This window comes from Methylocystis sp. NC52PC (genome assembly GCF_055698645.1).
In genome coordinates this window covers 67,656-88,762 of sequence record NZ_CP170125.1, presented here as the reverse complement: position 1 = coordinate 88,762, position 21,107 = coordinate 67,656, and the positions used below count along the sequence as shown (strand labels likewise).

Here is a 21,107-nt window from a genome sequence, read left to right as displayed (position 1 = left end):
GACGGTTTGCGAACCGAGTTGCGCCTCGATGGCGGCCGTCGAGGATCGGCGCTCGACGCCGTGATCTCCAGCCAGAATGGATCATCGGCTGGCTGGCTGACGAGGGCCGTGACGGTTGCGGCGCTGGCCTGCCTGCATCCGTGACGGCGCGGGGCTGAATTTTCGTTTCGGACGCGCGGCCAGCCGCATCAAAGCTCCGCCGCCAAAGTGGAAAGCGCGAGACCATGATTTTCGTCGACTCGGCAGATAGAGCGGAGCTCTTGCATGCGCTTTCGCTCCCCTATGTGAAGGGTTTCACGACGAACCCGACGCTTTTCCTCCGCGCTCTGGGGGTCGAGCGGCTGCGCGTCGCGGACTATGTTTCGTTCGCACTGGACCTCGTCAGTCTTGCCGCAAGCGGGACGGCCGTGCGCGATGTCATGATCCAGGGAGTTGGCGCGCCCGACCAAATCCCGACTCAGGCGCTCGCCTACAAAAACGCTCTGCGCGACGAGCGTGACAAGAACTTGTGGATCAAGCTCTTGCCAACTGCAGACCATCTCTCGCTTTGCCCCGAGCTCGCTTCTCTCGGTTGCAAGACGCTGGTCACGGCCGTTTTCACCCCGCTCCAGGTCCAGGCGGCGCTCGAGAGCGGCGCGGACGGCGTCGCCGTCTATCTCGGGAGGCTCATGAAAAACGACGAGTCCTGGGAAGGGAAAGTGGAAACGATCGCGCGTCTGATCCGCCTGCGCGAAAAGACGTTGCTCATGGCGAGCCTGTCCGACCCGTCGAAAGTGGAGATCGCGCTGCGTTATAGCGACGAAATTACGGCGCCCATTGCAGTAATAGAGCGGTTGCTGCACTCTCCCTTTTCGAGCGCGGCCATCGATGCGTTCGACGCGCAAGTAACAGATTGATAAGGGCGTAGCCTAGTGTCCTGTCTCTCAAATATCGACTATAATTGATTTGCACTTGATTTGCAGGATGGAGGGCTGCAATGGCGCGGCCAATCAAGCGGCTTGAGACGGAGCCAGCGGTAACAGAAGAGTTACGACGTCGGTTGCGTTCGAGAACCTGCTTGGTGCGTGAGCGCGAGCGCGCTGAGATCATTCTTTTGAGACTGGAAGGCATTGGCGTCGCCGAAATAGCGGCGCGATTGAAAACGACGGCGAAGCGCGTCTCGACTTGGTCGAAGCGTTTTGAGATGCGCGGGCTTGCCGGCCTTGAAGAAGCGGCGGGACGTGGCCGCAAGCCTTCGTTGCCCGTGAAAAAGATCGAAAGCGTCGTGGCCGAGGTCACCCGGCCGCCGAAAGGCAGAAAGCGTTGGAGCGTGCGCAGCATGGCGCGCCACGCCGGCGTCTCGCCGAGCAGCGTGCAACGCATCTGGTCAAAGAACGACTTGAAGCCGCATGTCGTCGAGACGTTCAAGCTGTCGAACGATCCAAGGTTCGAAGAGAAGTTTTGGGACGTGATCGGACTCTATCTCGATCCGCCCGAGAGGGCTCTGGTGTTGTGCTGCGACGAGAAGAGCCAATGCCAAGCGCTGGAACGCTCGCAACCCGGCCTGCCGCTTGGCCCGCGGCATCCCCGCACGATGACGCACGACTACAAGCGTCATGGAACGACGACGCTATTCGCGGCGCTCGATTATCTTGAAGGAAAGCTGATCGCCCGCACCGAAGCGCGCCACACGCATGTCGAATGGTTGCGCTTCTTGAAGCAGATCGAGCGGGAGACGCCGAAGGGCCTCGATATTCACCTCATCGCCGACAATTACGCCACCCACAAGCATCCGAGGGTCAAGGCGTGGCTCGCAAAGCGCCCGCGTTTCAAGATGCATTTCACCCCAACATCATCCTCATGGCTCAATTTGGTCGAGCGGTTCTTTCGCGATCTCACCGAGGACGTGATCCGCTCGGGCAGCTTCGCATCGGTTCAAGAGCTGGTCGAGGACATCAATACTTATCTCGACGAGCGCAACGCCAATCCGCGTCCCTATAAATGGAAGGCGAAAGGCGAGGCTATCCTCGAAAAAATCCATCGGGCCCGCGCGGCGCTCGACAAAGCCCACGCCGCTTGAGTTTTTGGGCGCCAATTGAGAGTCAGGACACTAGCGTCTGATCCGATTGAGACCGGGCGTTGTTTTTTTGGAAAGTTGCGATGTTCGAGACGTCATGCGTCGAAGCTGTAAAGGCCAGGGGGATCACGCCATGGGCGTCGAGTCGATCATCTTCTACTTGCTTCTCGTCGACGCGATCGGCGCAAACATAGTGGCGCGCTTCGGGAGCAAGTGGTATGCGCAGAATTTCCGCACACTCTCGCGTTGGTTTCCGCCCGCCGAAGGCTGGGCGATCTATTACTTGGCGCTCGTCCTGTGGGTCGGCTCGCTGCTCTACCGCGCCGGCAAGCTTCTTTAGTCGCTTGCTGCGGCTGATCGCGCGGCGCGTCGGCCCTGACAGATGCGCGCGACGCGCCGCCGACGAAGGCGTTTCTCGCGGGGCGTGATTGAGCGTATAATGGGGCCTTCGGCGCAAACTTTGCCGACGAAATTGACGAGGTCCTCCTATGTGGCGCGAGGCGACAACCGACATGCGCGGGCCCAGAAAGCCGAAGCGGCCCAGCGCCTATTCCGAAGGCGAAGACGAGGCTGCGAAACTCGTCGAAACGGAAATGACCGATGTGGAGCGGGAGCTCCCCGAGACGGGGAACGAGCCCGTCGAACAGGTCGAAACCGACGAAACGGAGTCGCCGATCTTCGAGGAATAAAAGGCGCTTTCGCCGCGAAGAAGCTGAAGTCTCACTCCCCGAAAAGTGTAAAAAGGGGACTGAAGAAAGGCTCCTGTCTGGGCCGGTACGTTTCGCGCGCCCGATACAAGCTGCGGCCGCTGGCGTAATGTAAGGCGCGTCGTGGCGAACCTGTAATCGAGATGCTCGCGCCCTCTTCTTGAACCAGCTGGTAGAGCACCGCCGCGTTTCCGGGCGCCAATCTGACACACCCATGCGACGCCGGGCGCCCCAATGCGCTGGTCGCGTAAGAGCCGTGAATCGCATAGCCTCCGCGGAAAAAGATCGAATGCGGCATGGGCGAATTATCGTATTTTCGTGAATAGTGCATCCGCTGGAGACGCGTCGCGGAAAAATGTCCGCGTGGCGTCACATATCCCGCGCGCGCGGTAGACACCGGCCAGGAGTAGCTCCCACGCGAGGACTCCACATGCATGGTCTGACTCGCGAGGTTGATATGGATGCGGACGCGCGCGCTGGCCTCAGGCGCACAGGCGAGCATAGCCATGACTGCGATCGAAAGGCCGTGGTGAACGCGCATCGCAAACTCCAACGCTCAAGTACAGGCTACGCTCAATGTCGGTCGACGACACAGTGTAAAATGGAGCCGTTCGCTTGGTTGACAATCAGGCGTCCGAGCCGCAGGCTCTCTTCCAATAGCCGATTTGGCCCGCGTTTTGTCGCGCGTCGCTGTGTCGAACACGTCGCAGCGGCGGTCAAGCTCGGCGGGGGCCGAGCCCGCAAGCTGGCGACGCCTCTCCTCCCTCGAGCTGAAAAGACGTCGCTAGAGCCGCTGCTCGACCGCCAATATCGCTTGCTGCAAATCTGCGACGGTAATCGGCTTCACGAATTGGCGGTCGAAGCCTGCTTCGATCGCCTGCGCCTTGTCGAGCTCCCATCCGCTCAGCGCAACGAGATGGACGCGCCTTCCGTCCGGGAGCTCGCGGATGCGTCGCGCGGTCTCGAAACCGTCCACTCGCGGCATGCCGATATCCAGCAGGATCAGATGCGGCTTGTAGTCGGCAAGTAGCTCCAACGCTTCCTTGCCGCTGTAGATCACCCGGGCTTCTACACCGAGGCTCTTGAGAAACATGACAAGACTATCGGCGACATCCCGATCATCGTCGACGACAAGCGCCCGACATGCGACAGGACTCGTCCAGCTCGTGACGTCCTGCCTGTTCTCTCTCTCATTCGGCGCTCCGCCCAGGAGCGGCAGATAGACCAGGAATTCACTGCCGAGCCCCGGACCGCCGCTATGCGCTTCGAGCTTCCCGCCGTGCTGATGAACGAGGCTGCGCGCGAGGGTCAGGCCCACGCCGAGTCCGTCTTGAGAATATCTGGGTCGGTTGCTCTGGTTGAACAGATCGAATATCGACTCGAGCTTCTCGGCGGGAATGCCCACGCCATTGTCGCGAACGCTTACGATCACATTCGCGCCGTCGTTCGTCGCGGTCACATCGATCCGCCCATGGGGGGCGGCGTATTTGGCGGCGTTATCGAGCAAGTTCGTGAAGATTTGCATCAAGCGGGCAGGGTCGCCCTCTACGATCGACGCTTCCGACGGGAGACTCAAGCCGATCTCCTGAACACGCGACCGTAGCGATGGCTCCGCCGCCTCGACCGACTGGGTGACGATGCTCATGAGATCGACGCATTGTCTCCGAAGCTCGATCTTGCCAGTCTTGATGCGCGCGATGTCCAGCAGATCGTCGACAAGCCGAACGAGGAGATGAAGCTGACGATCCAAGATCGGGCGCAGCTTCGGCATCGCCGCGCCGCCGCCGGGCTCGTTGAGCACGCTGAAGGCGTTGTGGATGGCGGCGAGCGGGTTCCGCAGCTCGTGAGCCAGCGCCGCTATGAATTCATCCTTGCGCTTGTCGGATTCGCGTAGGGTGCGGTCCATTTGCGCGCGCGCCATCGCCATCGACACATACTGGCTCAAGGTCTCCATGATCTCGATCTCCGAATCGTTGAATTCGGAGCGCGTTCGAGACCCGAAAGACAGCAAGCCAAACACCTCTCCCTGGGCGAGCAGCGGGTGACAGCAAAAGGCCGTGACGCCATAGGAGTCACGCAGTTTGGCGTGCAGGTCGTAGGCGGCGCAGGCCCTGCCGGGTTCGCTGTTGCGCGCAACCCATCCGCTCATGATCTCGCTGTAATCGAGCTGCTCGAATTTCCGAGCCTCTTCCTCCGGCACGCCGGCGAAGGCGTTGAGGCGCAGAGAAGCGGATTCCCGATCGAGGAGGAAGTTGAAGAAATACTGGCAATCGAGCTCGGCCATCGCTTTGCGGCAGATGTCCTCGACCACGACCTGCGGGTCCCCCCTCCGCAAGAGCTCGGCCGCAGCTTCGGATGTCAGCGCAGTGCTGCGGGCGCTTCGCCTCAGCGCATCCTCCATCCGCTTGATGTCGGTAATGTCGCGCGACACAGTCAAGTATCGGGCTGTTCCGCCGCCATCCGACAAGCGCGTCACGATGACGTCCCAAAATTTCGGCTCGCCGTTCGCCGTGGCGCACCACCCGCGAAACCGGCCCCTGCCTTCGCTCCTGGCCGCCGCCATGGCCTTGTCTACTTGCGGGCGAGCGCTTTCCGGCCACAAGATCCGCCACTCTTTCCCGCTGGCGGCGGCGAAATCGTCAACCGCCAGAAGATTCCGACACGTCTCGTTGATCAGAAGCAAGCGCCCTGCAGCGTCGAGAAGCCCCAAAGAGTCGGGACTGTTTTCCAGGATCGCACGCGTGAGATCCTCGGACGCCGGCAGGGAGGATTCAAGTTTTTCAGGCTGCATGGCAACGCTTTCACACGCCGCAGCTCGGATGCTCGTGACGCATTCAAGATCAAAGTTTCGCCGCTCGTCAAGTGCACGAACGCCGGGAAAAATAGCAATCAGTATTAGTACGGAGAGAGCCGTTCTTGGCGGCGATCGGCGCCTTCGCTCCCCGGAAGCCGCCAAGCGCGCTCTTTCTACCGCTACATCGCCGTCGCCAGCAGCCGGCGACGGGATTCATATTGGAGAGTCCGACTTGGCGCTCGAGCGCCCTCGACGCCGCTGTCGGCGCCCTTTACTGCGCCCGGTAGTAGACGGTCTTGAAATAGGACCGAGCGTCATCCTGCGCAACGATAATCCTTACGTCGCCTGGTAGATCCGCGATCGCCTTCTGCGAGAAATTCATCGGCAGCCCGAGCGCAAACGGGATTCGCCGCGCCAGTGCGAATTCGATCAAGGGCGTCGGATCGGGAGCGAAATCCTCCCAGAGAAACTCGGCTTTGCTATTATAACTCGGCCCACCCCACGGCGGGTCGAGATTCAACGCGTCGAACTCGAGACGCTCAAGGACTGTAAATACGTCTGCATGCAAGAAGTCGATACGCTGGTCCACTCCATAGACTCGGGCATTATGCCGCGCCATCGACAAGCGACGGGGTTCGACATCTGTCGCGACGACGCGCTTCCCGCGTCGTGCGAAAGCAATCGCCGAGCCGCCAATCCCGCAAAAAGCGTCAAGAATTCTGCGTCCGGGCAATATGTCGGCCGTCTCCAACGCAAACTTTTCTGGCTTTACAGAAAATAGCCCCTCCTCATCCGTCTGGACGCCGTGATCCCACAACGAGAACAAATCGCGCCGCTTATCCCAATACCTCTGGGTCGCCGCGCCAAACGGGCTCAATGACGGAGTAAGGACATTCATACCTTTGCGGCCCTTCAAGGAGTTACACTGGCGTCGCTTAGTATCAATCTGCCGGCAAGACAGTGCGCTTGTCCCTATCCGGCCGGAACGAGCGTCAGCCGCCAGATCGCGTCTCCGGGCAGGAACGGGGTCGCCCGCCCTTTCGCCCAGTCGTCGTGGCCCAAATTATAGTAAGGCGACAGCGGATGGCCGCTCTGGCCCGTGGGCATGTGGTAGAGGCCGTCCGACTCATGACCCGGCGCCACGACAAAGCGCACGGAGGCGCCGAATCCGGGCGCGGAAACGCGCGGCTGATAGACGTCGCCCGGTTGCGGCTCGTCCGGCGGATCCAGAACAATGGCGCCGATCCCGGGCGCAGCCGCGTCGAGAGGGTGATTGATGCCGGCGTGATTGGCCCGGCCCCAGGTAAAGGCCTCCAATCGCCCGCCGGCTTGCGTTTCGAGCGCCGTGGATGTCTTGGCGAGCGCGGCGTCGATGACGCCGTCCCAGTTTTCATAGCCCGGCGGCACGAGCGCCGGCGGCCGTTCGCTGAGCAGCCGCCAGGCCGGTTCGTCCGCCTGGTTGGTCGGCAATCGGCGCGGCTGAGAAGGGGCGGCCTCGAGCGGCGGCATCTTCGCCATGTAGCTCTCGTAGATGGATGAAATCAGCTCCAGCCGGAAGTTTCGCACAAGTCGATAGCCGATCGACTCCGGCGCCGCGCGACCCATCCAGTTCTCGACTGCGGGTACGAGGCGCGCATATTCGGGCTCTTGCGCATGATCTCGCAGCGTTTGCAGCAGAAGCTCCTGCCAGCGCTGCAGGACGAGGCCGCGATCGTCGAGCTGTATCGCGAAAAGGTCGGGTTCGGACAAACGCGTGCGCGAAAACAGATCGTCCCGTATCTGGCGCGCTCTCGCGCCATGGGCGTAAAGCCCGACGCCGAGCTTTTTCAAGGCGTCCCCGCCGACGACGCGCGCATTGGCCGTCCAAATGCGCTGACCAGCCGGATTGTAGATGGCGGGGACCTCATCGGGCGCCAGATATCCGGTCCAGCCCCTTGAGCCGTCGGCCCATGAGACTGGCGCTCTTCCATCGAGGCCAAACCGACGGGGAAGCCGGGTCGTTATCGTCCATCCCAGATTGCCCTCGGCGTCGCCCGCGACCATATTCTGATGCGGAATGCCCATGCGATGCGCGATTTCGAGCGCGACGCGCGCGCTTTCCGCGCGTTCCAGCTCCAATGCGCCCTGCAGATTCACCGCGGCGGGATCATGGGCGATCCACCGATAGGCAAGCTTGCGGCCCTTCTGGTCCTTGCCGATGACCGGCCCCCAAACGCTTTCCTCAACGACCAGAGTCTCGCTCGCCCGGCAGGCCCCGCATAACGGCTCCTCCACGCGCGCCAGCTCTTTCGGGCCGTCGGGCGTGAGGTAGCGGTCGCCTTTCTCATCCGCCTGTTCGAGAATGACGACATCGCTCGTGTCGACGTAGCTGTTGGTGAAGCCCCAGGCGACGCGGCCATTGCTGCCCGCCACGATGTTCGGCGCGCCCGGCAAGGTCACGCCGGCGACGTCGAGCGCCGGGCGCTCGGCGCCTTGCAGCACGAGTCGGGCCCTGAACCAGGTGTTCGGCACGCGCAGGCCCATATGCATGTCATTGGCGATGATGGCGGCGCCGCGGACGCTCGCCGAGCCGCCAACGCCGAAGGCGTTGCTGCCGGGCAAAGCGGGCTCGACCCAGCCCTGCGCCGAGGGCTTCGAATGGCTTGCATGCTTCACGCCCGCCGCTGGCGTTTTTGGCGTCGGCAAGACGGATCCATCCAAAGCTGCGTCCCAGGCCGTCCCCTCCGGGAAGAGAAAGTCCGTGAGCGGCTGGCCCAGAGCGTCGAGCACGCCGGCGCGTCGGCGCTCGGTGAGCCCGTCCGATTCCTGCAAAGTGAGATACATGGCGAAGACGGTCAGGATCGTATCTTCTGGCGCCCAAGGGGTCGGCTTGGCGAAGAGGACAAAATATTCGAACGGCGCCGCGCGCAAATCGCTCAGGCCCCGATTAACGCCCGTTACGTAAGCATGCAGGACGTCGCGTTCCTCTGCGCTCATCGCCGCGATGATCGCCGCCGCGCGATGGCGAAACCGGTGCAGGCGGGCTGTCCTGTCCCGCTCCAGCGTCGCCCGTCCAACGAGGTCGGAGAGCTCGCCTGCGGCTGAGCGGCGCAACAGATCCATCTGAAAAAAACGCTCCTGCGCGTGGATGTAGCCAAGGCCCCAGGCCAGATCCGCCCGCGTCCGGCCGGTGAGCGTCGGGGCTCCTTTCGCGTCACGCTCGACCGTCACGGGCGCGGAGAGCTCGGCGGCCGCAACGGTCCCTTCCAGCTTGGGCAAACTGAGACGCAGCAGGCCGACGGCGCCGAGGCTGGCGGTCAGAAGAGCAGCGCCAGCTAACAGCATTGCGGATTTCAAGCGGGCGCGAAGCATCCAAAGCCCTTCCTGGCTGGGATCGCCTGTTCAACTCAAGACCGCCCGCCCGGCGCGGCTGTGGCGCCCGGCCCGAGCGAGCGCTGCATGATAACTGAATCCGTCCACGGGACATAAATAGCCCGACTGGACGCGCCTTGAGGCGCGGCCTTTGCGCGGAGAACAGGAAGGTGAAGCGCTGGAGGAAATCCATCGGGCGCCGCTCTCGTTCTGCGCCCCCTCTTAGCAGGGGCGGTTGCGGGCGCCGCCTCAAGTCGATCTCAAATCAGCAGGCCTGATCGGAAGCCGTCGCAAGCGCTTGCCCGTCGCGGAGAAGATCGCATTGACGACCGCGGGCGCGATCGCCGAGGTCCCAGGCTCCCCGACGCCGCCGGGCGCCGCGTCGCTTTCAATGATGTGGACGTCGATCGCCGGCGTCTCGTCGATGCGCATCATCCGATAAGTGTCAAAATTGCTTTGTGCGACGCGTCCCCGTTCGAGGGTGATTTCGCCATAGAGCGCCGCGGTGAGGCCGAAGATGACGCCGCCTTCGATCTGGGCCCTGATCGTGTCGGGGTTGACGGTCCGTCCGCAATCCACCGCACAGACGACGCGCTGCACGCGCAGCTGGCCATCCTTGGCGACGGCGACCTCGGCGACCTGGGCGATGTAAGTCTCAAAGCCAAACATCACGGAAACCCCGCGGCCGACGCCAGGCGGCAGAGGCTGGCCCCACCCCGCCTTCGCCGCGGCAAGGTCGAGCGCGGCCCTCATGCGGGGATTTCCGTCGAGCAGCGCGCGCCGATAGGCGACAGGGTCGCTTCGCGTCGCCACAGCCAGTTCGTCGATGAAACCTTCGACCATAAAGGCGTTGTGAGTCATGCCGACGCCGCGCCACCAGCCCGTCGTCAGCCCCGAGGGCGGCTCCTCACGCACATAGTCGAGGAGAACATTGGGAAATGCATAGGGTCCGGCGGCGCCTTCGACAGCGTCCGAGTCCAGCCCGTTCGCGAAGGCCTCCGGCGACCAGCGGGCTTCCACCGAAGAGCCGACGACGCGGTGGCTCCAGGCGATCGGCAAACCTTTGTCGTCCAGGCCGGCGGCGAGGCGGTCATAATAATAGGGGCGATAGACGTCGTGCTGGATGTCCTCTTCGCGACTCCAGATGACCTTTACGGGAAAGTCGACCTCTCTGGCGATCAGAACCGCCTGGGTGACGTAGTCGACGTCGAGCCGACGGCCGAATCCGCCGCCAAGCAGTTGATTGTGGATCTGCGCCTTTTCCAGAGGAAGGCCCGCGGCTGCGGCCGCCGCGGCTCTTGCGCGCGTGACGACTTGTGTGCCGACCCAGACGTCGCAGCCGTCCTTGCGGACGTGCGCCGTGCAATTCATCGGCTCCATCGTGGCGTGCGCCAGAAACGGCGCCTCATAGGTCGCTTCGATCATTCTCGCCGCGCCCGCCATGGCGTTGGCGACATCGCCCGCTTGTTTTGCGACGACGGCGGGGCGGTTGGCGGCGTCTTCGAGTTTCTTGACGACGTCCGCGGTGGAAAGTTGGGCGTTTTCGCCTTCGTCCCAGTGGATGTCGAGCGCCGCCAGGCCCTTCTTCGCGGCCCCCATATGGTCCGCGATGACCGCGACGGCGTCGTCGAGGCGAACGACCCCGCGCACGCCTCTGACGGCTCTCGCCTTGTTTTCATCGACGCGCGCCAATTTCCCGCCGATGACCGGCGAGGCGGCCACGGCGGCGATCTTCATGCCGGGGACCTTGACGTCGATCCCGTATTGCGCCGCGCCGTTCACCTTGGCGGGCGCGTCGAGGCGCTTCGCCGCCGTGCCGATCAGCTTGAAGTCCTTCGGCTCTTTCAGCGCGACCTTGTCGGGAACCGGCAGCGTCGCCGCCCTGTCGACCAGCGCGCCATAGGCGACCCTGCGCCCGGTCGGCGCATGGATGACCTCTCCGGCCTCCGCGCGGCAGGAAGAAACGCTCGCCTGCCAGCCTGCCGCCGCCGCCGTGATGAGCATGCTGCGCGCCGCGGCGCCAGCCGTGCGGAGCGGCTCCCAGAAAGCGCGCACCGAGGTCGAGCCGCCCGTGGCCTGAAAACCAATGAGGCTGTTGCCATAGAGCTTATCGTCGGGGGGCGCGTGCTCGACGCGCACCTGCGCCAGTCTAACTTCCAGCTCCTCGGCCACGAGCATGGGCAGCGACGTATAGGTCCCCTGGCCCATTTCGACCTGGGGGATGACGAGCGTCACCTGTCCGCTGCGATCGATGCGGATGAAGGCGTCTGGCGCAAAGGCGCCCGCGTCGGCGGCTTCCGCTTCGCCCATCGCCCTCGGCAGGGTCACGCTGACGAGGAGTCCTCCGCCGACGGCGGCGCCCGCACGCAGGAAGGTTCGGCGGGAGACGTTCCTTTTGGACGACTCTGCGGAACCACCGGCGCCAGAGGCAAGTCGATTGAACGGCATGCTGAGCCTCGCTACTTCTCGACCCCGGATTTCGCGGCCTGCCTGATCGCCGCTCGGATGCGAACATAGGTTCCACACCGGCAGATGTTGCCGGACATGGCCTCGTCGATGTCGCGATCGGTCGGGTCCGGGTTTTTCGCGAGCAGGGCCGAGGCGGACATGATCTGGCCTGACTGGCAGTATCCGCACTGGACGACGTCGAGGTCGAGCCAGGCCTTCTGGATTCGCTTGCCGACCGCGGTTTCTCCAATGGCCTCGATCGTCGTGATCTGAGAATCGCCAATCTCTTCGATCGCCGTCACACAGGAGGGGATCGGCGCTCCGTCACGATGAACGACGCAGGCCCCGCAAAGCGCCATGCCGCAGCCGAATTTCGTTCCGGTCATGCCCAGGACATCGCGCAGAACCCATAACAGCGGCGTGTCCGAGTCGACGTCGACAACGTAATCCACGCCGTTGACTGTGATTTTATAGGCCATGGGCGTCGTCCCCTTTGGCGTTGAACTCGGTAGGTAAGTCGTGACGTCAACGCGCCTCGCTCGAACTCGTCTTCTGCGCTCGGAACCGTTCGACGAGCTGTTCGCTTACCCGGCGAGCGGAAAGCGCCGCGCCGTCGGAGTGCGAGCTTTCGGTAAAGTCGCCGGCGAAATAAACGTTGCCGAAGGGGCGTCGGAGCAGGTCGGAGAGCGCGTCGAAGCGGGAGCGTCCGACGGGCCATGCAGCGATGGCGCGCGGATGATAGCGGTAGAAGGTCCAGCCGTGGATAAGCGGCCGGATGCCGGGAAAGCGCGCGTCGAGCGCCTCTTCGAGCCGGGCCTTGACGTCGTCCATCGCGCCCAGTCGCGCGTTGAAGCCCTCGGCCGCCGGGCCGTGGACGAGCAGATTGAGCAGGACCTCCTTGGGGGCGGCGGCCTGCCCCTCGGTCGATCCGCCGAAATATAAGACGCCGAGCGAACCGCCGGCGAGGAGAGGCAGAACGCTGCGCCCCTCAATCGTCCAAAACCTGGCCGCAGCGGGATCCAGCGCGACATGCGCCGTGAAATAGGAGCCCCAGCCCTGTGTCTGAATGGCTTGGGAATGCTCTTCCGACAGGCGGGGCGTGAACTGCAGCTCGAGCAGACGATAGAGAGGGATCGCCAGAACGGCGGCTTTCGCGTTCAGGCGCAGATTGCGGGACGTCCCGGCGTCGATGGCGCCAATCTCGACGCCGGACGGCGTCTGGATCACATGCGTGACCTGCGTATTGAGCCGCAGATGCGCCGCTCCCAGATGGGCGGCGAGCGCCTCGACCAGGCGCTGGTTCCCGCCGACGACGTGATGGGGGCGGGCGCCGGGCGCGGTGAAGACATGCCACTCGGCGACGCCGTCGACGGCGCTGACGCTCTCCAGCGTCGTTCCAATCTCGGGTTCGAGAGTGGCCCGAATGAGCGCGCGGGCGCGGGCTGGGAGCTTCTGGTCTTCGAGCCATTTGCCGAAAGAGACGTCCTTGAGCGCCATCATTTCGGGCGGGATGGGCCGCGCGTCGAGCGTCTTCAGAAGGGCCTGCATCTGGCGGTCCCAGGTCTGATAGAGCTCGTAATCCTTGGCGCCGAGCACGGCTTCGAGGAAAGAGGCGTTCGTGGCCTGCACGATGGGCTCGATTCGTCCGTCGAGGACCACGCTCGAGAACGTCCTCTCGTCGTATTCGAGCGGAAGTTTAAGCGCGCGCGCCACCTCGATGGCCGGATTTCCTTCCCACAGCTCGGCGAGGCCGGTCTCCGCGCGGAGCCCGCCGGGGTAGGCGGCCGTTCGGATTCGGCCGCCGAGCCTCGGGGCCATCTCCAGGAGGGCGAAGGAGACGCCGGCCTGCTTCAAGTAATAGGCGGCGCAGAGCCCCGAGAGCCCGCCTCCCACAATCACGACGTCGACGGCCCGCTCGGGCTCCTCCGCCGCGGCCCGCGTCACGGAAAGCGAGATCGACGCCAAGAGCAGGAGCGCGGCCAAAAATGCGACGAGCCGGGGAGTGAAGCGACTGACATGCGGTTTCATGCTCGAGTCGTCGCATGAGTCAGCGGCATGGTCCAGTCGACGAGGCGCGTGGCTGCCGAACCGAAGACGCGCAAGGAAGATTCCGAGGGAGAAAGCCGCGGCGCGCCGGTATAATCAGCGACCTCGTCCCTGCAATGGAGCGCCTGGCGTCATGCAGCCTTCACAATATGAGCGTGCGTTGGGCATGCGGCGCTCGATCAGCCGCCGCGACTTCCTCAATGGCGTTGCAGTTGGCGCGGGCATGGCGCTGGCGGATTTTCCGCCTGTGGCCGACGGCCGGCCCGCAGGCGGATTCCGGGGACAGACCGACCAGGGTTTTGCGGTCATGCATGCGCTGCGCGACGGCCGCTTCTGGGAAAATGCCGGCCCGGCGCAGGCGCTCGACGAGCGCTACGACCTGATTGTCGTCGGGGCCGGGATCAGCGGACTTGCATCGGCTTTTCTCTATCGCCAGCAGGCGGGCGCGCGCGCGCGCATCCTCATCCTGGACAATTCCGACAATTTCGGCGGCCACGCTGTCCGCAATGAATTCACCGCATCGAACGGGCGCCGCATCATCGGTTATGGCGGCTCCAAATCCCTGCAAACGCCGAGCTTCTTCTCCCCGGCAGTCGCGACGTTCTTGACGGACGTCGGGATCGACGTCAGCAAATTCGACAAATGGCGCGACCGACGCTGGGCGGCCGACCGCGGCCTCGGGCCAGCGGTTTTTTTCAGCCGCGAGGCCTTTGGCGCAGACGGTCTCTTCAGAACCGACGGCAAACCGGCCGAGTGGATCGCGCGCACGCCGCTCGACGAAAAGGCGAAAAGCGACCTCGTCAAGCTGTTGAGCGCGCCGGACGATCCCTTCAAGGGCAAGACCCGGGCCGAGAAATTCGCGCGTCTTTCGGAAACGACTTATGAAGCGTTCCTTCTGGAAATCCTGGGCCTGCATCCGCAAGTCGCCGCCTATCTGGCGGACGCCACGAAATCCTACTTCGGCGTGGGCGCGGAAGCCGTCGCCTGTCTCGACGCTCGCGCCATGGGCGCTCCTGGCTTCGACGCCATGGATCTGGGCGACGCGGTTCACCCGACGCTCAGTCCCAGCGGGAGGCTGATGCAGAGGAACCCGGATCCCTACATTCACCACTTTCCGGATGGCAACGCCTCTTTGGCCAGAGCGATCGTGCGTCGCCTCCTTCCCGAGGCGCTGCCAGGGGAGTCAATCGAAGATCTCTTATTGGCGCAGCTGGACGACAGCCGCCTGGATCGGGAGGAGAGCCGAACCCGCATTCGCCTCGGCTCGCCCTGCGTGCGCGTTCAAAATGTTCACGACGCCGTGGAGGTTTGCTACGTCAATGACGGCAGATTGTTCAAGGCGTCGGGGGGCCATGTCATTCTGGCCTGCTGGCATCGGGTGATCCCGCTGCTCACCGACGAACTTGCGATGGAGCAGGCGGAAGCCCTGAACGATCAGCACAAGGTCCCGCTGATTTACGCCAATGTCTTGCTGCGGTCGTGGGAGTCCTTCGCCAGACTGGGCGTCGTCGGCTTCAGGGCGCCGGGCGCCTGGTGGGAGGGATGCTGGATCGACGAACCCGTGAGCATTGGCAGTTACCGCTTTGCCGATACGCCGAGCGATCCTGTGCTGCTGCACCTTGGAAAGGTCGTGATCGGGGGCAAAGGGGAGCCTGCGAGAGAGCAGGCGCGCCGTGGACGCCATATGTTGGCTGGCTTGGCCTTTTCACAGATGGAATTCCAGATTCGCGATCTCCTGGCCCGCGCCATGGGAAACGGCGGACTCGATCCCGCCCGTGACATTGAAGCGATTGCGATCAATCGCTGGTCTCATGGCTACAGCTACGAATATATGCGCCCATGGGACCCTTATTGGCCCGAGGGGCGGCTGCCGATTACGGCCGCGCGTCGCGGATGGGGGCGCATCGCGATCGCCAATTCGGATTCGGGCGCTTACGCCTACGCCCATTCCGCCATCGATCAGGCGGCAAGGGCAGTGCGAGAATTGCTGGGCGCCCCTGATGGCGCGCCAGCCTACGCCCGCTTTCCCGGTCCGCCGTTAGAGAAGATCGGACTGGAATAATCCGCAAGCGTCGACTTGCTTTCAAGGTCCGCGATTTGACCGGCGTTATGGCTCATTGATTGGTCGCCTGCATGTCGCAAAAATGTTTTCGGCGATCCCTATTAACATCGCTGCTTCAGGTGAAGCGATGGAGGCGAAAATGAACGGCTTTCTGATCCCCGCCGTGATGCTCATTATGGTGGTGGGCGCCGCCCTTTATATCGCGCGCACGGGGCGCAACGTGAATTCCTGATACGAATCGACCCGTTTCTCCTCTAATCGACTCCCCCGCGATCGCGGGGGTTTCTTTGTGCAGCCTTCCCCTCTCGGATTCGGGCCGGCGCCCTTGGGTGAGGGGCCGACGCAAGCTGCTCCCGGCGATCCGCCAGGGCGCTGGCCATGTTCCTGATGCGCGAGGACGGACGCAGACGCCGACGCCGGTCAGCCGGCCGGCGATCTCGGCGCGCGTGGCCATTGCGTCTCGTTCGAACTCGCCATACAGATAAGCTCGAGATGGGCGGCGAGATGAAGCGATTCGTGTCTATGCGGGCGAGATCGATGGGCCCGTCCGATGCGGCGCGATGGGGGAACACAGTGCAAGGCGTCGTCCTCCGCACGCGCAAGATTTCAGCGCTCCGTTTCGCTTTGCGCCAAATCTTGCTCGTCGCCGCCGGCTCCGCTTCGGCGGAAATCAGCGTGAGGCCGGACGCGCTGATGCATTATTCCTATTGCATCAGCCACGCCAAGCAGCGCAACGGCGTGTTCCTGCTCGATCGCGGCACGCTCTATCGCTGCGGAGACGACGTCGCGGTCGCTTATTTCAACTATCTTGGTCGGCGGCGAGCGCCGGAGAAGCGCGCGGTGGAGAGCGAGGGCGTCTTCATCTACCGGCTTATCTCCGGCGTCGGCAAATGCTGGAACAAGATTGAAGATGCTGAAGGCAATCCTGTCTCAATCTATGGTTGCGACGTCTACGTGGAACTTTGACTTGCTCGTTTGGGGGATGGACTAAAGATGCAGCCGAGGGGATTGGAACGCAGCATAAAATCGACGGGCGGCCGCGCCCGACTGAAGCCTCCCCTGAGCCGTCGCGCCGGCTTCACCCTCGTCGAAATGCTCGTCGTGCTCGCCATCATCGGGTCGATCGTGGGTCTCGTCGGGCCGCGCGTGCTGAACTATCTTTCGGAATCGCGCGTCAAGACCGCGCAAATCCAGATGGAAAACATCGCGAGCGCGCTCGATCTCTTCTATCTCGACGCCGGCCGCTACCCCACGACGGAGGAGGGGCTCACGGCCCTGGTGCAGCGGCCAGCCGCAATCTCCTCCTGGAGCGGCCCCTATCTCAAGGGGAACGCCGTCCCTCAGGATCCCTGGGGTCGTCCCTATCTCTATCGGGCGCCGGGCCGAAATGGTCCCTATGACGTCGCGTCAATGGGGCCCGAGGGCCGGGAGGGGTCCGCCGGCGCGCTCTCGCGCAGCGTGCAGGCGAAGTAATTTTGGCGCCGACGCAAGCCTGCGGGCGCGTCGGCGGGAAGCGCGCGGGATTCGCTTTACTTGCCGTGATCTGGGGCCTCGGCGTGATCGCGATGCTCGTCGTCGCCTTTCTCGACGCCGGCCGCTTGCGCCTCCAGACGGCGGTCAACGTCGCCGCCGCGACGCAGGCGGCCTATGTGGCTGAAAGCGCCGTCAATCGAGCCATTCTCGCGCTTCTCGCCGGTCGCGACCGGCGGCCGCCGACGGCCGAGACGATCTATGACGGCGCGCCGGAGTTTTGCATGTTGGACGGCGCGGCGGTGGCCCTCGGCGTGGCGGACGAAGGCGGCAAGATCGATCTGAACGCGGCGCCGCCGGAGCTCTTGCTGGCGGCGCTTCGCGCATTCGGAATCGACGAGCGCAACGCGCAGGACGCGACGCGAGGGATCATCGCCTTCCGGACGGCGCCGAGCGGCGATCCCGGCCTGTTCGGCGAGAGCCCCGCAGGCGACAAGCCAACGCCGCCAAAGCAGGGCCTGTTCGAGACCGTGATGGAGCTCGATCAGGCGAGCGGCGTCGATCCCGCTCTGTTTCGCATGCTCCTGCCCTTCGTGACCATTCATTCGAAAGCCGCGGGCGTCGACGCGCGCGCGAGCCCGCCGGCGCTTTTCGCCGCTCTTTCCGGCTATCCCGCCGAGGAGGTGAGAGCCCTCGCCGCAACGCCCTATCCCAATCGTCTCAATCGCGCCGACCCGCGCTTTCCGGCGCGTTTCAATCAGGCCGGCGTCCAGAGCGCCTTTTTGATCCACGCCGAAGCGCGCCTTGCAACAGGTCAGACGATCGCTAAAGACGCTCTGGTCGATTTGCGTCCGCCGAGTGGCAAGCCCTTCGCCATCGTCGAGTTCAGGCGGGGGCCGTCCCAGTATGCGGCGCCGCTGCGCGCAATGCTCGAGGCCAATGGCGCCGGCGTTCCGGCGTGCTAGGCCTCACCGAGTCTCCCTGTCCATGCGCCAGGGGCTTTTCGACCAGGGATCGAGGAGCGTGCGCCGCGCCGACTGTTCGATGTCATGCGGGCGTCCGATAGCGCGCGAGGAAATATCGAGCAGTTTACGCTTGTATTCCTCCGTGATCTCGCGGCCCTCGCTCAGCGTGCGCACCACATGCGGCGTCAGCATGATGATGAGCTCCTGCTTTTCGATCGAATCCCCATGGTTCTTGAACAGGTTTCCAAGAATCGGGACGTCGCCTGCGACGGGGATTTGGGCCGCGCTCTTGCCCGCCTGATTTTTCACGAGCCCCCCGAGCATGAGCGATTCATTGTCGTTGACGACGACTTGGGTCTTGACCCTGCGTTGCTGAATCCGCGGGGTCGTGCTGCTCGGGTCCGACAGGGGATCGACATTGGAAACCTCCTGCTCGATCTCCAGCATCACGCGGCCGCTTTCGCTGATGTGCGGCGTGATTTTGAGAATGACGCCGGTGTTGGTGTAATTGACCGAATTGAACGTGTTCCCGATCGCCGAGACGCTGGTGAGCGTCTGTACGGGGATCTGGTCGCCGACCTGCAAAAGCGCCTCGCGATTGTCGAGCACGGTTAAGGAGGGCGTCGAGATGATGTCGGTGTCGGTGATGGCGTTCAGCGCATCGAGCGTAACCTGCTGGTTGAGCGTGCGGAAAGCGTAAGCAAATCCCGGAAAGGCCGCGCCGACGTTCGCGCCCAGAAGATTGCTGCCGAGCAGCGTGTTCGGGGCCGGCTCCCGGCCGGGCAGGTTGCTGAAGCCGAACAGGTTCGGATGGCTCTGCATGAACCAGCGCACGCCGAAACGAATCGTGTCGTTCAGCCGCACTTCGGCGATGGTGGCTTCGAGAAAAACCTGGTTCGGCAGCACGTCGAGCGTCTCGATGACTTGCCGGATCCGGCGGTAGTCCTCGGGCGTCGCCATCACGACGAGCGCGTTTTTCGCGTCGTCGACCCCGATCTTGTAGCGGTCGTTGTCGAGGCCGATTGCGGGCGTCGGACCCCCGCCGTTAGTCGAGGCCCCGCCGGGCACGCTCAAGCCGCTGACGCTGCTGGGCCCGCTGGACGCGCCGGGAAAGCCTGCGCCAGCTCCGTCGCCGCCGAGCGGCCCGCCGCCCGTCGACGCGCCGCCGTTTCCCATCGCCGCGCCGGCGTTGGCGGGTCCCGACATCGACGCCGCGCCGATTGCGCCGGAAGGCCCGCCGCTTGCCGGGCTCGAGAGCGACGACGGCGTGAACCGCGGCGAAACATTCGACTCGACCTGTCCCTTGGAGCCGAAGAGCGAGGTCAAAACCGTCATCATTTCTTTGGCGGGCCGGTTCTGGACGCGATAGGTGAAAAACTGCTTCTCGCTGTGCTCCGCGCGGGCGTCGAGCTTTTCGATCCAGGCGCGGGCGCGCGCGATGTATTGCGGCTGAGGCGAGATGACCAGTATCGACGACAGGCGCTTATTGCCGATGAAACGGACCATCCCGCCCATCGGCCCCTCTCGTTCGGAGCCGAAAACGGCCTTGAGGTCGTCGGCCAGGAGATCGGCGTCGCCGGTGCGCACCGGCACGAGCGCGAAGGACATGCCTTTCATCGTGTCGATGTCGAACATGCCGATGGCGTCGAGAATCGTGCCGACGTCCTGTGCGGAGGCGTTGATCGTCAGCGTATTGCGGGCGTCGTCGGCGCGCACGATGGAGCCGCGCTCGGCGATGGGCTCCAGCACCCGCCGCATCTCGGAAGCGGAGACATAGCGCAGCTGCACGACCCGCGCGGTCTCGCCGAGCGGCGTGGCCTCCGGCGGCGCGGAATCGCCGACGATCGCCTCGCCGGACTGAGCGGCCTGGTCGCTGGGGACGATCTTGTAGACGCCCCCGGCTTTGACAGAGGCCCCGGAAAGTCGCAAAGCAGACTGGAAAAGGTCGAGCGCGACGCTCTTGCGCACCGGGTTCGCCGTATGGACAGTCACCTTGCCATCGAGCTTGGGATCGACGACGAAGTCGCCGCCGACGATGTCGCCAATGACGATTTTCGCGGCCTCGGCGATCGGAAGATGGGACAGGTTCAACGTCACCCCTTCCTCCTCGCTCGGCTCCGGAGCGGCCGGACGCGGCTTCGCCGATCCGACCAGCCGACCCGTGCCGGTCGCGATCAGAGTCTTGCCCTTGCTCCGCGGGGACAGCGCAGCATGCGTGGAGCCGGTTTCGTCGCCAAGCGGTCCCTGCGTCAGCGGCGCCACGCTCCATTCCGCCACGGGCGGACCGCCCGAGACCGAAGACGCGTTGCAGGCGGCGAGCGCAACGGGCGCCAAAGCCAAAGTCGCAGCTCGGGAGATCCAGCGCACGTTAAATAACCCGCAAGTTAAACCACATCTTCAGGGGGCGACTCACCCATCCACGCTCGCTTTGCGCGCATCGATCGCCGCGCGATTCGAGCCGTAAGCTTAACCATTTGACAGCCGACGGCCAATCGACGAAGACGAGCCCGCCGTTTTCACGATTTGGAAGGCTCTTTGGCGAGCGATCTCGCTCATTCTTTCCGTCGCCGTTTGCGCGTCGAACTGCCGCCGCCCGCGTGCCGTCGTCGGCGACGCGCCCTTGTGCCCCTGGCCTGGAATATTTTGCTCGGCCGTTCGGCGGGTCGGCCGCTGACCGCGGCCGCCTGGGCCTCGCTCCTGACGTTCGGCGCATTGCTCGGCCAGAGCGCCGCGCTCGGCTGGCTCATTCTTCCAAGCGTCTGTCTGTTCGCCGCGCTCTGCGTCGTCTCGCTGTTCGACGTCCGCTATTTCGTTATTCCGGACGGACCGCTCGTGTTTCTCTTTCTCTGCGGGCTCGCCACCTCCCTGGCGCACGCGCCGCAGGAGACGGGGGCGCGGCTCGCAGCCGTCGTCCTGGCCTTCCTCGCCTTCAGGGCCGTCGCCCTCGCTTATGCGGCGCTGCGCGGCGCGCCGGGCGTCGGAGAGGGCGACGCCCGCTTCTTCGCCGTCGCAGGGATCTGGCTGGGCGTCGAGGGACTCGCGGGCTGCCTGATCTATGCGACGTTCTCGGCGCTGTTCTCGGCGGCCGTCGCGCTGCGTCAGGGAGATCTCGCCGACGCGAGCGCGCCCGTGCCCTTCGGACCGCATCTGGCGCTGGGCCTGTGGCTGTCATGGGCCGTCGGTCCCATCGGGTTCGGTTGAACCGCTT

Annotated in this window: 19 protein-coding genes; 11 read left to right on the top strand and 8 right to left on the bottom strand. The window is 64.1% G+C overall.

Annotated elements, in window-relative coordinates; translation table 11 throughout:
- Positions 1–6: 6 nt before the first annotated feature.
- From ACETII_RS00440 to ACETII_RS00420, 5 genes are all read left to right on the top strand, one after another.
- Positions 7–144, top strand: a complete 138-nt coding sequence (locus ACETII_RS00440; protein WP_472785294.1) for a hypothetical protein — start codon at positions 7–9, stop codon at positions 142–144.
- 80 nt (positions 145–224) lie between these two features.
- On the top strand, positions 225–896 hold the full coding sequence (locus ACETII_RS00435) for a transaldolase family protein (RefSeq protein ID WP_472785293.1): 672 nt from the start codon (positions 225–227) through the stop codon (positions 894–896).
- A gap of 80 nt (positions 897–976) precedes the next feature.
- Positions 977–2,059: an IS630 family transposase gene (locus tag ACETII_RS00430; RefSeq protein ID WP_472785292.1), complete on the top strand. Its 1,083-nt coding sequence runs from the start codon at positions 977–979 to the stop codon at positions 2,057–2,059.
- Between the two features lie 94 nt (positions 2,060–2,153).
- Positions 2,154–2,396: a hypothetical protein gene (locus ACETII_RS00425; RefSeq protein WP_363352135.1), complete on the top strand. Its 243-nt coding sequence runs from the start codon at positions 2,154–2,156 to the stop codon at positions 2,394–2,396.
- A gap of 172 nt (positions 2,397–2,568) precedes the next feature.
- Positions 2,569–2,745 (top strand): hypothetical protein, encoded by a 177-nt coding sequence (locus ACETII_RS00420; protein WP_363352137.1) that lies wholly within the window; start codon positions 2,569–2,571, stop codon positions 2,743–2,745.
- A 31-nt stretch (positions 2,746–2,776) separates the two neighbouring features.
- Here the strand turns inward: ACETII_RS00420 and ACETII_RS00415 are convergent, their stop codons facing one another.
- From ACETII_RS00415 to ACETII_RS00385, 7 genes are all read right to left on the bottom strand, one after another.
- On the bottom strand, positions 2,777–3,199 hold the full coding sequence (locus tag ACETII_RS00415; RefSeq protein ID WP_472785423.1) for a L,D-transpeptidase: 423 nt from the start codon (positions 3,197–3,199) through the stop codon (positions 2,777–2,779).
- Between the two features lie 348 nt (positions 3,200–3,547).
- Entirely contained in the window at positions 3,548–5,554 is a 2,007-nt protein-coding gene (locus tag ACETII_RS00410; protein WP_472785422.1) for a hybrid sensor histidine kinase/response regulator, read from the bottom strand.
- Between the two features lie 274 nt (positions 5,555–5,828).
- The gene (locus tag ACETII_RS00405; protein WP_472785421.1) at positions 5,829–6,455 is read right to left on the bottom strand and encodes a methyltransferase domain-containing protein; all 627 of its coding nucleotides are present in this window, start codon (positions 6,453–6,455) and stop codon (positions 5,829–5,831) included.
- Between the two features lie 74 nt (positions 6,456–6,529).
- On the bottom strand, positions 6,530–8,881 hold the full coding sequence (locus ACETII_RS00400; RefSeq protein WP_472785420.1) for a penicillin acylase family protein: 2,352 nt from the start codon (positions 8,879–8,881) through the stop codon (positions 6,530–6,532).
- Between the two features lie 276 nt (positions 8,882–9,157).
- Positions 9,158–11,356: a xanthine dehydrogenase family protein molybdopterin-binding subunit gene (locus ACETII_RS00395; RefSeq protein ID WP_472785419.1), complete on the bottom strand. Its 2,199-nt coding sequence runs from the start codon at positions 11,354–11,356 to the stop codon at positions 9,158–9,160.
- Positions 11,357–11,367: 11 nt separating this feature from the next.
- Positions 11,368–11,835: a (2Fe-2S)-binding protein gene (locus ACETII_RS00390; RefSeq protein ID WP_472785418.1), complete on the bottom strand. Its 468-nt coding sequence runs from the start codon at positions 11,833–11,835 to the stop codon at positions 11,368–11,370.
- Positions 11,836–11,881: 46 nt separating this feature from the next.
- On the bottom strand, positions 11,882–13,384 hold the full coding sequence (locus ACETII_RS00385) for a flavin monoamine oxidase family protein (protein ID WP_472785417.1): 1,503 nt from the start codon (positions 13,382–13,384) through the stop codon (positions 11,882–11,884).
- A gap of 151 nt (positions 13,385–13,535) precedes the next feature.
- Here ACETII_RS00385 and ACETII_RS00380 point away from each other — a divergent pair, with 151 nt between their 5' ends.
- From ACETII_RS00380 to ACETII_RS00360, 5 genes are all read left to right on the top strand, one after another.
- Positions 13,536–15,464, top strand: a complete 1,929-nt coding sequence (locus tag ACETII_RS00380) for an NAD(P)-binding protein (RefSeq protein ID WP_472785416.1) — start codon at positions 13,536–13,538, stop codon at positions 15,462–15,464.
- 55 nt (positions 15,465–15,519) lie between these two features.
- Positions 15,520–15,696 carry a hypothetical protein gene (locus ACETII_RS00375; protein WP_472785415.1) on the top strand — a complete coding sequence of 59 codons (177 nt, stop codon included), beginning with the start codon at positions 15,520–15,522 and terminating at the stop codon, positions 15,694–15,696.
- 305 nt (positions 15,697–16,001) lie between these two features.
- Positions 16,002–16,430 carry a hypothetical protein gene (locus ACETII_RS00370; RefSeq protein ID WP_472785414.1) on the top strand — a complete coding sequence of 143 codons (429 nt, stop codon included), beginning with the start codon at positions 16,002–16,004 and terminating at the stop codon, positions 16,428–16,430.
- 27 nt (positions 16,431–16,457) lie between these two features.
- Positions 16,458–16,937, top strand: coding sequence for a type II secretion system major pseudopilin GspG (gene gspG, locus ACETII_RS00365; protein WP_472785413.1), 480 nt, complete (start codon positions 16,458–16,460; stop codon positions 16,935–16,937).
- 2 nt (positions 16,938–16,939) lie between these two features.
- Complete coding sequence (locus tag ACETII_RS00360) at positions 16,940–17,899, top strand: type II secretion system protein GspK (protein WP_472785412.1); 960 nt, start codon at positions 16,940–16,942, stop codon at positions 17,897–17,899.
- A gap of 3 nt (positions 17,900–17,902) precedes the next feature.
- On the opposite strand, the gene gspD is transcribed toward ACETII_RS00360, so the two are convergent.
- Entirely contained in the window at positions 17,903–20,239 is a 2,337-nt protein-coding gene (gene gspD, locus ACETII_RS00355; protein ID WP_472785411.1) for a type II secretion system secretin GspD, read from the bottom strand.
- Between the two features lie 282 nt (positions 20,240–20,521).
- On the opposite strand from gspD, the gene ACETII_RS00350 reads away from it, so the two are divergent.
- Positions 20,522–21,100, top strand: coding sequence for a prepilin peptidase (locus ACETII_RS00350; RefSeq protein ID WP_472785410.1), 579 nt, complete (start codon positions 20,522–20,524; stop codon positions 21,098–21,100).
- Positions 21,101–21,107: the final 7 nt, after the last annotated feature.